Annotated in this window: 12 protein-coding genes; 9 read left to right on the top strand and 3 right to left on the bottom strand. The window is 68.8% G+C overall.

Annotation, left to right across the window (positions count from 1 at the left end; genetic code table 11):
• Position 1: 1 nt before the first annotated feature.
• Positions 2-844, bottom strand: coding sequence for a class I SAM-dependent methyltransferase (locus ACIPC1_RS00340; RefSeq protein WP_402511970.1), 843 nt, complete (start codon positions 842-844; stop codon positions 2-4).
• 368 nt (positions 845-1,212) lie between these two features.
• Here ACIPC1_RS00340 and rpsA point away from each other — a divergent pair, with 368 nt between their 5' ends.
• The 6 genes from rpsA (at position 1,213) to ACIPC1_RS00310 (ending at position 7,360) form a co-directional block, all read left to right on the top strand.
• Positions 1,213-2,718 carry a 30S ribosomal protein S1 gene (gene rpsA, locus ACIPC1_RS00335; RefSeq protein WP_402511969.1) on the top strand — a complete coding sequence of 502 codons (1,506 nt, stop codon included), beginning with the start codon at positions 1,213-1,215 and terminating at the stop codon, positions 2,716-2,718.
• A gap of 211 nt (positions 2,719-2,929) precedes the next feature.
• Positions 2,930-4,537, top strand: a complete 1,608-nt coding sequence (locus ACIPC1_RS00330; RefSeq protein ID WP_402511967.1) for a flavin monoamine oxidase family protein — start codon at positions 2,930-2,932, stop codon at positions 4,535-4,537.
• A 137-nt stretch (positions 4,538-4,674) separates the two neighbouring features.
• Positions 4,675-5,613: a PAC2 family protein gene (locus ACIPC1_RS00325; protein ID WP_384381615.1), complete on the top strand. Its 939-nt coding sequence runs from the start codon at positions 4,675-4,677 to the stop codon at positions 5,611-5,613.
• 55 nt (positions 5,614-5,668) lie between these two features.
• Positions 5,669-6,274, top strand: coding sequence for a dephospho-CoA kinase (gene coaE / locus ACIPC1_RS00320; RefSeq protein ID WP_402511964.1), 606 nt, complete (start codon positions 5,669-5,671; stop codon positions 6,272-6,274).
• A gap of 13 nt (positions 6,275-6,287) precedes the next feature.
• Entirely contained in the window at positions 6,288-6,638 is a 351-nt protein-coding gene (locus tag ACIPC1_RS00315; RefSeq protein ID WP_402511962.1) for a DUF3592 domain-containing protein, read from the top strand.
• A gap of 341 nt (positions 6,639-6,979) precedes the next feature.
• Positions 6,980-7,360, top strand: coding sequence for a tetratricopeptide repeat protein (locus ACIPC1_RS00310; RefSeq protein WP_384381621.1), 381 nt, complete (start codon positions 6,980-6,982; stop codon positions 7,358-7,360).
• An 88-nt stretch (positions 7,361-7,448) separates the two neighbouring features.
• Here ACIPC1_RS00310 and ACIPC1_RS00305 read toward each other — a convergent pair whose 3' ends face one another.
• Entirely contained in the window at positions 7,449-7,715 is a 267-nt protein-coding gene (locus tag ACIPC1_RS00305) for a DUF6343 family protein (protein ID WP_402511960.1), read from the bottom strand.
• 84 nt (positions 7,716-7,799) lie between these two features.
• Between ACIPC1_RS00305 and ACIPC1_RS00300 the strand changes: the two genes are divergently transcribed.
• The 3 genes from ACIPC1_RS00300 to ACIPC1_RS00290 all read left to right on the top strand — a co-directional run bounded on the left by ACIPC1_RS00300 (position 7,800) and on the right by ACIPC1_RS00290 (position 10,367).
• Positions 7,800-8,804, top strand: a complete 1,005-nt coding sequence (locus tag ACIPC1_RS00300) for an acyltransferase domain-containing protein (RefSeq protein ID WP_402511958.1) — start codon at positions 7,800-7,802, stop codon at positions 8,802-8,804.
• 193 nt (positions 8,805-8,997) lie between these two features.
• Positions 8,998-9,675: a class I SAM-dependent methyltransferase gene (locus ACIPC1_RS00295; RefSeq protein WP_402511956.1), complete on the top strand. Its 678-nt coding sequence runs from the start codon at positions 8,998-9,000 to the stop codon at positions 9,673-9,675.
• A 236-nt stretch (positions 9,676-9,911) separates the two neighbouring features.
• Positions 9,912-10,367 (top strand): DoxX family protein, encoded by a 456-nt coding sequence (locus ACIPC1_RS00290; protein ID WP_402511954.1) that lies wholly within the window; start codon positions 9,912-9,914, stop codon positions 10,365-10,367.
• A 235-nt stretch (positions 10,368-10,602) separates the two neighbouring features.
• Here the strand turns inward: ACIPC1_RS00290 and ACIPC1_RS00285 are convergent, their stop codons facing one another.
• Positions 10,603-11,121, bottom strand: coding sequence for an RNA-binding S4 domain-containing protein (locus ACIPC1_RS00285; RefSeq protein ID WP_402511952.1), 519 nt, complete (start codon positions 11,119-11,121; stop codon positions 10,603-10,605).
• Positions 11,122-11,174 lie beyond the last annotated feature (53 nt).

Raw genomic sequence — 11,174 nt, 5'->3', positions numbered from 1 at the left:
CTCAGTCTCGTACGCAGACGAAGATCGCCGTACCCGGGATCAGGTTCCCGCGCAGCGGCGACCAGCCGCCCCACTCCTGGGTGTTCCACGCGGGCCACTCCGGCTCGACGACGTCGAGGAGGCGGAAGCCGCCGGCCACGACGTCGCGGACGCGGTCGCCGATCGTCCTGTGGTGTTCGACGTACACCGCGCGGCCCTCCTCGTCCTGCTCCACGTACGGAGTGCGGTCGAAGTAGGAGGAGGCGACCGTCAGGCCGTCGGGGCCCGGCTCGTCGGGGAAGGCCCAGCGGACCGGGTGCGTCACCGAGAAGACGAAACGGCCGCCGGGGCGCAGCACCCGGTGCACCTCGCGCAGGACGCGGACCGGTTCGGCGACGAACGGCAGCGCGCCGTACGCCGAGCAGGCCAGGTCGAAGGAGCCGTCCGCGAACGGCAGGGCGCCCGCGTCGGCCTCCACCAGGGGGACGGTGCCGCCGATGCGCAGGGCGTGCTGGAGCTGGCGGTGGGAGAGGTCCAGGGCCACCGGACGTGCCCCCTGCCCGGCCAGCCAGCGCGAGCACTGGGCCGCGCCGGCGCCGATCTCCAGGATGTCCTTGCCCTTGAGGTCCTCGGGCGGGCCGAGGAGTTCGGCCTCCACCTCGTCGAGCCCTTCGGGGCACCACACGAAGCGGTCGTCTCCGAGGAAGGTGCCGTGCTCGGTCTGGTAGTCGTCCGCGTTCCGGTCCCACCAGCCGCGATTGGCACGGGAACTCTCCGTGCCGCCCGCGTCGCGTCGGGTGGCTTCGGGCTCGAACGGTTCGGGCTCTTGGATGATCGGCTCCCTCGTATTAGTCTGCGGACCCATCCTCCTCAACCCGTCCAGGGGATGGGTCACGGCAGGGGTCAACTACGGCCCGCGTGGCCTCGTGTGACAGGTCTTGTGCCGGGTATGCGGCGTTCCGCCCCGGGTGTGCGCCTTCGCGCATTGACCCTGTCCGGCTGCCCCCGTATGCTACAAGTTGCGCTGCGGGCCTGCGCACCTCAGACGTAGCAGGTCGCGCTCGCATCTGTATGTATGACCCCTCGGTTGTCGAGGCGCCACCGGCGGTGTTTGTTCACAAACACCCTCCGGATCCGGCGCTTCCTTGGCTGTCCGGCCTTCTGCAGAGCGAAACGGGCTCCCGGCGTAAGCAGTACCTACGACTCACTGTCCGTACCGGAGCCCTTACCCACATGACGAGCAGCACCGAGACCACCGCCACCACTCCGCAGGTTGCGGTCAACGACATCGGTGACGAGGAAGCATTCCTCGCCGCGATCGACGAGACGATCAAGTACTTCAACGATGGCGACATCGTCGATGGCGTCATCGTCAAGGTTGACCGGGACGAGGTTCTCCTCGATATCGGTTACAAGACCGAAGGTGTCATCCCGAGCCGCGAGCTCTCGATCAAGCACGACGTCGACCCGAACGAGGTCGTCAAGGTCGGCGACGAGATCGAAGCCCTTGTTCTCCAGAAGGAGGACAAAGAAGGCCGCCTGATCCTCTCGAAGAAGCGTGCCCAGTACGAGCGCGCCTGGGGCACCATCGAGAAGATCAAGGAAGAGGACGGCATCGTCACCGGCACCGTCATCGAGGTGGTCAAGGGTGGTCTCATCCTCGACATCGGCCTCCGTGGCTTCCTGCCGGCCTCCCTCGTCGAGATGCGCCGCGTCCGCGACCTCCAGCCGTACGTGGGCAAGGAGCTCGAGGCCAAGATCATCGAGCTGGACAAGAACCGCAACAACGTGGTCCTGTCCCGCCGTGCCTGGCTCGAGCAGACCCAGTCCGAGGTTCGCCAGACGTTCCTCACGACCCTGCAGAAGGGTCAGGTCCGCTCCGGCGTCGTCTCCTCGATCGTCAACTTCGGTGCGTTCGTGGACCTGGGTGGCGTCGACGGTCTGGTTCACGTCTCCGAGCTTTCCTGGAAGCACATCGACCACCCCTCCGAGGTTGTCGAGGTCGGCCAGGAAGTCACCGTCGAGGTTCTCGACGTCGACATGGACCGCGAGCGTGTCTCCCTGTCGCTCAAGGCGACGCAGGAAGACCCGTGGCAGCAGTTCGCCCGGACGCACCAGATCGGTCAGGTCGTCCCGGGTAAGGTCACGAAGCTCGTTCCGTTCGGTGCGTTCGTCCGCGTGGACGAGGGCATCGAGGGTCTGGTCCACATCTCCGAGCTGGCCGAGCGCCACGTGGAGATCCCGGAGCAGGTTGTCCAGGTCAACGACGAGATCTTCGTCAAGGTCATCGACATCGACCTCGAGCGTCGTCGCATCAGCCTCTCGCTGAAGCAGGCCAACGAGGCCTTCGGTGCCGACCCGGCCTCGGTCGACTTCGACCCGACGCTGTACGGCATGGCCGCGTCGTACGACGACCAGGGCAACTACATCTACCCCGAGGGCTTCGACCCCGAGACCAACGACTGGCTCGAGGGCTTCGAGGCTCAGCGCGAGGTGTGGGAGACCCAGTACGCCGAGGCGCAGACGCGCTTCGAGCAGCACCAGGCGCAGGTCATCAAGTCCCGCGAGGCGGACGCGCAGGCCGAGGCCGAGGGCGCTGCCGCCCCCGTCGCCGGTCCTGCCGCGAGCGGCGTCTCGGGTGGTTCGTACTCCTCGGAGTCGGACGACACCTCCGGCGCCCTGGCGTCGGACGAGGCTCTGGCCGCCCTCCGCGAGAAGCTGGCCGGAGGCCAGAGCTGATCGCTCAGGTCGGCTTCTAGCCGGTAGTTGTTTGCTGCGGGCCCGCACCCTTCTGGGTGCGGGCCCGCAGTGCGTTTCCGGTGTCCTGCGCGGGTGTCCGCCGTACCGCTGAGATTGCAGAAACGTGGGGGATACACGAGTAACGGACGGACCGTAACGGGGTGTTGGGAGGCTTCCTCGATCGATCAAGATCGACAGAGGAGCCGAAACCATGACAGAGCTTCAGAGTGGGCCGGGCGCGAGCCGGCGTTCGTTTCTGCGCAACGTGGGTCTCACCGGTGGCGCGGGCGCCATGTTCGCCACCATGGGAGCCCTCGGCCTCGCGCCCACCGCGCAGGCCGCACAGCGTGAACAGCCCTTCCGCGCCCTGAACTCGAGCGACTTCACCCTCACCGGGCGCGGCGCCGCCAAGGTCGTCATCGTCGGCGGCGGAATCGCCGGACTCGCGGCCGCCTACGAACTCGGGAAAGCCGGCTACGACTGTACGATCCTGGAGGCCAGGGACCGCACCGGCGGCCGTAATTTCACGGTCCGTGGCGGCGATTCGACCACCGACCTCTACGGCAACACCCAGAAGGCCCGCTTCAGCGAGGGCCACTACATGAACGCCGGCCCCGCCCGGCTCCCGCAGTGGATGGTCACCCTCGACTACTGTCGCGAACTCGGCGTCCCCATCGAGGTGTTCACCAACACGAACGCGGACGCGTACATCTACAACGAGTCGGCCGGCATGACCGCGCCGATGCGGTACCGGACCGCGAAGGCCGATGTCTACGGCTATGTCTCCGAGTTGCTCGCCAAGGCCACCGACAAGGGCGCCCTCGACAAGGAGCTGACCGCCACCGACCAGGAGCGGCTCGTCGAGTTCCTCAAGGACTTCGGGGAGTTGGGCGACAAGCTGACGTACGAGGGCGGTGAGCGCCGCGGCTACACCACGGTCCCGGCCGCCGCCGGCACCCCCGGTGTGCTCCTCGGCGACGTCCCCTCCGCCTCCGAGATCTTCGCCACCGGGGTGGGCCGCTACTTCTCCTTCGAGTTCGGCTTCGACCAGGCGATGCTGATGTTCCAGCCGGTGGGCGGCATGGACCAGATACCACGCGCGCTCACCAAGGCGATCGGGGCCCAGCGCATCCGGACAGGGGCGGCCGTCTCGAAAATCACCGACAAGGGGAGTGGCGTCATGGTCACCTACACCCAGGGAGGCCGCACCAAGTCCCTCGACGCCGACTACTGCATCGGCGCCCTGCCGCCCAACATCCTCGCCAAGATCCCGCACAACCTCGGCTCGGGTGTGCAGACGGCTCTGGAGGCGATCACTCCCTCGTCGGCGGCCAAGATCGGACTTGAGTACCGTTCACGCTGGTGGGAGCTTGATCACAAGATTTATGGCGGCATCACCGAGACCGACCAGGACGTCACCCACATCTGGCACCCCTCCTACGGCTTCCACGGTGAGCGCGGCGTCATGATCGGCTACTACAACTACGGCGACGACGCGGACACGTACGCGAAGCTCACGCCCAAGGAGCGGGAGACACGCGCGGTGGCCGCGGGCGTGAAGATCTACGGCGAGAAGTACCGCACCGAACTCGCGTCCTCCTTCTCCCACCACTGGCGTCAGACGCCCCACCTGGAGGCTGCCTGGCACAGCACCCCCGGCGGCCCCGACGATGCCCGCTACAAGCCCCTGAACGAGCCCACCGGACGCGTCTACTTCGCGGGCGACTGGCTCAGCTACACCGATGCCTGGCAGCATGGCGCCTTCACCTCCGCCCGCAAGGCGGTCACCGCGCTCCACGCGCGCGTGCTGTCCGGGTGACCCCTCCTACAGCCGTTTTCGGGGCCTCTCGTGGAGGCTGAGAAGTCGGTAAGAGGTTTCCCGTGTGGAGCGCCGGTGGGGAATGCCCGCGCTCCACACCACGTTGTGCCGTACGAACACAAGGAGGAGCGGTCACAGTGCTTGATCCGCAGGGTTTGTACGCATGGGAGCCGAAGGGCTTGGCTGTTGTCGACATGGCGCTCGCCCAGGAGTCGGCAGGACTGGTCATGCTCTACCACTTCGACGGATACATCGACGCGGGCGAAACCGGCGACCAGATCGTCGAACGGCTGCTCGATACGCTGCCCCATCAGGTCGTTGCCCGGTTCGACCACGACCGGCTTGTCGACTACCGGGCCCGCCGCCCGCTGCTGACGTTCAAGCGCGACCGCTGGACCGACTACGAAGTGCCGACCCTTGATGTACGGCTCGTACAGGACGCCACCGGCGCGCCCTTCCTGCTGCTCTCCGGCCCCGAGCCGGACGTCGAGTGGGAGCGCTTCGCCGCCGCCGTCCAGCAGATCGTGGAGCGACTCGGGGTCCGCCTTTCGGTGAACTTCCACGGCATCCCGATGGGCGTCCCGCACACACGTCCCGTGGGCCTCACCCCGCACGGCAACCGCACCGACCTGGTGCCCGGCCACCGCAGCCCCTTCGACGAGGCGCAGGTACCCGGAAGCGCCGAGGCCCTCGTCGAGTACCGGCTCATGGAGGCCGGACACGACATCCTCGGGGTCGGCGCACACGTGCCGCACTACATCGCCCGCTCTCCGTACCCCGACGCCGCGCTGACCGTCCTGGAGTCGATCACCGCCGCGACGGGCCTGGTGCTCCCCTCGGTCGCGCACGCCCTGCGCACCGAGGCACACCGCACGCAGACCGAGATCGACCGGCAGATCCAGGAGGGCGACGAGGATCTGGTCGCTCTCGTCCAGGGCCTTGAGCACCAGTACGATGCCGCCGCGGGCGCCGAGACGCGCGGCAACATGCTCGCCGAGCCGGTGGACATCCCCTCCGCGGACGAGATCGGGCAGGAGTTCGAGCGCTTCCTGGCGGAGCGGGAGGGCGAGGGCTGAGCCCCGCCCGGGGGCTCGCGGGCGACTGTCAGAGGCGGGCCCTAAGCTTCTCGTCATGTTGAAGGTGGGCCTGACCGGTGGAATCGGCGCCGGCAAGAGCGAGGTGTCGCGGCTGCTCGTCGAGCAGGGTGCGGTGCTGATCGACGCGGACAGGATCGCGCGTGAGGTCGTCGCGCCCGGAACTCCCGGGCTCGCGGCGGTCGTCGACGCCTTCGGTGAGGACGTCCTCGCTCCCGACGGCAGTCTGGACCGCCCCAAGCTGGGCTCGATCGTCTTCGCCGACCCGGAGAAGCTCGCCGTCCTCAACTCGATCGTGCACCCCCTGGTGGGCGCCCGCTCCCGCGACCTGGAGAACGCCGCGTCCCAGGACGCCGTCGTCGTGCACGATGTGCCCCTGCTCGCCGAGAACGGCCTCGCGGCCCTGTACGACCTCGTGATCGTCGTCGACGCCAGCCCCCAGACCCAGCTCGACCGCCTCATACGGCTGCGCGGCATGACCGAGGCGGACGCCCGCGCGCGCATGGCCGCCCAGGCCACCCGCGACAAGCGCCTGGAGATCGCGGACATCGTCATCGACAACGACGTACCCCTCCAGGAGCTGGAGCAGCGCGTACGGGACGTATGGGCGGATCTCGTGGAGCGGGCGTCCACGGCGGCCTGAGGACGGGGCGGGAATGGTCGTCCTCGCTGCTCTGACGGCTTTTGGTGGCCTGGTGGCGTTGCTCGCGGGAGCGTACGGCCTGCGGCAGACGCGACGCATCAGCGCGGCGGGGCAGGTGACCGAGGCGTTGGTGAAACCTCCGCAGCCGGGCCTGGAGCGGCCGTTGCTGCAGTTCGAGACGGCGGACGGACGGGTCGTGGAGGTCGTGTCGCCGGTGCCGCGCAGTCGGCGTCGGCCGTTGCCCGAGGGCGGCCACATCCGTCTCGCGTACGACGTGGACGACCCGCGGGAGACAGTAGTGCTCGGGAGCGAGCGCGCCGGAGTGGACTGGGCCTTCGTGGTGGCGGGCGGGGCGGGGCGGTGATCGTGGTGGGAGCGGTGCTTGGGGTGCTTGGTCTGTGACGGTTGATGACTGACGGTTAGTGGTCGATGGTCGACGGCTGTCGGTCGGTGATCGACCGGGTGACGGGTGACGGGTGGCGGGTGGTAGGCGACTGGTGGTAGGTGGCGGTGACGGCCGGTGGCTGACGGTCGTGGGGGTTCTGTGAGGGCGTATCACGGCCTCTGACCACGGACGAGTGGCGTCGTGTGACATCGACGCCGGGCGCCCTGCGCCGATTGTGAGGGGGCCCCTGTGGCGACGACCATGGAATAGGGGCCGCCGATGGGGGCGTTGAACCTCTCCAGTGAGGGAAGGACTCTGCCGTGCCCGAGACCAGCGGTTCGACCGGACGTACTCCGGAGACGCATGTCATCGACTTCCGTGCCGCCGAGCAACTGCTCGCCGCCCGCGACCCGCGGGGCGCGGTGAAGTTGCTCGACTCCGTGATTGCCGCGCATCCGGAGAACACGGCGGCGCGGCTGCTGCGCGCGCGTTCCTTTTTCGCCGCCGCGCAACTGCGCCCCGCCGAGCTGGAGTTCACGATCGTCCTGGAGCGTGAGCCGGACAACGCGTTCGCGCACTTCGCGCTCGCCCGCACCTATGAGCGGTTGCTCCGCCCCGAGCAGGCGAAACGGCACTTCAGGCTGGCGGCGGCGCTCGATCCGAACCCGCAGTATCTGGAAGCGGCGCGCTTCGACTCGTAGGCCCCTCGTGTGACGGCTCTGACGAGTACCTCGCACTGTCGTACTGCGCTCGTGAGTCCTTCGTCGGCCCCTCGTGACTCCTGTCCGGTCACGGGTGACGGTGATCCGGCGGGCGGTACGGCGGGACGTCGCGGCCCGGCTGGTAGTGCGGACCCTGGCGGATGTGCCGCAGGATCACGGCCATGTCCGCGGTGACGATCAGCCACAGCACACCGCAGGCGGCCGCCCATCCCGGCCGCCCGGCCAGAGCGAACCCGGCCGTCCCGGCGGTCGCCCAGATCAGGCCCCAGGCGCTCAGCCAGAAACGCATCCGCAGAGCACTGCGCGCGGTCATAGGTTCACTGCCTGTACGCATCCCGATCACTACTCCTACCGAGAAAACGTACTCTTCGTGGTGCACGTTCACCATGGGACAGCGGTCGGACGAAGGGGGGCGACGGTGTTGCTGGAGGCGCTGCGGGCGGATGCGAGGCTCGCCGACTGGCTGAGGGACCTGGAGAGCGAGAGCGAGAGTGAGAGCGAGAGCGCGCCGCGGGGGGCGGCGCTGCTACCGGAAGCCGATGAGCTGGCGGACGTCCTGCTCGATCTGACCGTGGCCCATGAGCACGTCAACGAACTCGTAGCGCTGCGCGCCCGGTTGGTGGCGGACGCGGCGGCGATGACGCTCCTCGCACGGTGCGTCCGCCGCTTCGTGCGGGATATGGGGGAGATCGGCAAGGGATGGGAGCCGCCGCCGTTCCCGGCGTCGACAGGGGCGCTCGGACGCTGCTTTCACGTGTACGTGTTTGTCGCGGCGCTCCCGTTCGTGCGTGCCTATCACCGCTCGCGCGGTATCCCGGACGACGTGTCCCGGCGTACGCTCGCCGACCTCGGACGGCATGTGGCCGTGCACCACAGGCGGCTCGGTACCCCTGGGCTGCTGTTCCCGTGGTGGATCTCCCTGCACTTCCACGGTGAGCTGTTCCAGCTGGGCCGTCTGCAGTTCCAGCGGGCGCGGCTGGGGCAGCGGATGGGACGAGCCGTCGCGGCAGCGGATCAGGGATCCGGGCCGGGCGACCCCTGCCTGAACCTGCACATCACCGACTTCCACGGTCCCCTGTCGCCTGCTGCCTGTGATCGTTCGCTCGCCCTGGCACGGGAGTTCTTCGCGCTGCACTTCCCCGACGAGCGCCACGACGTCGCCGTCTGCCACTCGTGGCTGCTCGATCCGCAGCTCAAGCGGTATCTGCCGGCGGACTCCAACATCGTCCGCTTTCAGGACCGGTTCGTGGTCGCCTACGAGGAGACGAGCCCGGACGACGGGGTGCCCGTCGGCTTCGTCTTCGGTGATCCGGAACTGCCGGTGGCGGGACTGCCCCGGCGCAACAGCGTCGAGCGGGCGGTGGGGGACCATCTGCGGGCGGGTGGGCATTGGTATGGGGGGCATGGCTGGTTCGCGTGGTGATTCGGACGGGTGCGATCCGTGGGTACGTCGGCTGGTGTGAGGCGGCCGGTGTGATGCGGCTGGTGTGATCCGGCTGGTCTGATCTCGCCGGTGTGATCCGGACCGGTGTGCTTCGAACGGTTCACTCGAACGAGTGGTGGGGGATGGGAACGGGCAGACGGAGGGCGCCCGTTGGGCGGGTATGAAGATGGAGATGCGTGAAGGTTACGAGGGGACCGGACCCGGTGCGATCACGCCGGACGGCTGCGCGGTCGAGCTCTATTCGCGGCTGACCGTCGGGGACGAACCGACCATCATCAGCGCGGCGGTACCGGCGGGTGCGCACATTCTGGAACTGGGCAGTGGGGTGGGGCGGATGACCCATCCGCTCCTGGAGCGGGGGTTCACGGTCACGGCCGTGGACGAGTCGGCCGAGATGCTGGAGCGGGTCCGCGGGGCACGCACGATATGCGGCCCGATCGAGGGTCTCGACCTGGGCGAGACATTCGACGTGGTGATGCTCGCGTCGTTCCTCGTGCACAGCGGCGACGTCGAGGTGCGGCGCGGGTTGCTGGAGGCATGCGCCCGCCATGTCGCGGAGGGCGGCTGCGTGTTGATCCAGCGCGAGGCGGCGGATTCCCATACCAACGTGCCCCGCGAGCGGGTCGACCCCACCGGTTTCACCATACGGATCGTGTCGGCGGAGCCGGTCGGCGACGGGGTCGACTCGGTACACGTGGAGTATCTGTTCCCGGACGCCATCTGGACCCAGACGTTCCTGTCCCGACCGTTGACGAAGCAGCAGTTCGAGGAGGCGCTGGGGGAGGCGGGACTGAGGGTGGACCGGTATCTGACGGAGGACGAGGTGTGGGTGAGGGTGGTGAAGGGCTGAGCTGTTCAGCTGGGGGAGGGGATCTTCAGCCCGTCCGGCGTTTGAGGACGAGCCCTTCGGGCGAGCGGGGGTCCGGGGGCACCGCATCCATCAGCGGCTCCGCCGCGGGCTCCAGGTAGGGGACGGGCAGGGGCGGCGGGCGCGAATCAAATCCTCTCCCACACCGATGAGTTCCGGACGCACACCTGGTCTACCTGTGTGAAAGCAACGGCCACCGTTCCACACAGGAGACCCCGATGTCCGAGACCACCGTCCCCGTCACCCCCGTCCCCCGCGCCTCCTCCGCCACCGCCGCCGGAGCCCCGCGCAGCCGGGGTGCCCGGATCTCCCTCGGCGCCCTGCAGATCACGCTCGGCCTCTTCTACGCCGTCGCGAGCGCCCTGCCCAAGCTGATCGCACACCCCTCGGCGGCCGAGGGCTTCGACAAGCTCGGATGGGGCAGCACGGGGATGTACATCATCGGCGCCCTCGAACTCGCCGGAGGCATCGCGCTGATGATCCCGCTGCTGTCCTCCGTGGCCGCGGTGTCGCTCAGCGCGCTGATGGTCGGCGCCTTCATCGTGAACGTCACCGTCCTGCACGGGCCGTACGTGGCGACGCCGCTCATCCTGATCCTGCCGCTCGCACTGATCGCCTGGGCCCGCAGGAGTCACACCACGGAGTTGCTCCGCCTGGTGCGACGACGGGCGTGAGACTGGGCCCGCCGACCGCCGACCGCCCTGCGCGCGCACGCGGCCCAGGGGGACCGCTGACCGCCGACCCTCGTACGACGTCGAGGGCGCCCAGAAAACTTGGGCGCCCTCGACGTCGTACGGCATCTGCTGTCCCGGAGCTCGCGTGCTCTCCTTCGTGCCAGCGGTCGTGTCGGCAGTCGTGCCAGCAGTTGTGCCGGCGGTCGTGCCAGCGGTCGTGTCGGCAGTCGTGGGTTCAGGAGCCGTCGGGACCGGACTGCGGGCGGGAGAGATCGCGGAGGCGCTCCAGCTCGCGGCGGTCGCGCTTGGTCGGGCGGCCGGCGCCGCGGTCGCGGATGCCCGCGGGGGCGACGGCCTCGCGCGGCGGGGGCGGCGGGCTGTTGTCGACGAAGCACTCGACGGCGACGGACGGGCCGACCCGTTTGCGGATCACGCGCTTCACCACGACGACCCGTTCCCGGCCCGCGTGCCGCAGGCGTACCTCGTCGCCGACGCGCACGGCGTACGCGGGCTTGACGCGCTCGCCGTTCACACGGACGTGCCCACCGCGGCAGGCGGTGGCACCCATGGAGCGGGTCTTGACGAGACGTACGGACCAGATCCAACTGTCGACCCGTACGGTTTCACCATCGCCAGGACCGGCAGCCCTGGCCGCGGCTGCGGCATCGGGCGAGCCGCCCGCGCCCTTCTTTTCGTCGTCCTTCTCGACATCCGTGACGACATCGGCGTCGACGTCCGCACCCTCAGAAGCCATACCTCGACTTTAGTCCCCAGGGCCGGGCAGGTCGGTGGGAAGTCCTGGCGCAT

Source organism: Streptomyces sp. NPDC087263, assembly GCF_044744645.1.
GTDB lineage: Bacteria > Actinomycetota > Actinomycetes > Streptomycetales > Streptomycetaceae > Streptomyces.
The sequence above is the reverse complement of the archived record's forward strand: the minus strand, read 5'-3'. Positions and strand labels throughout refer to the sequence as shown.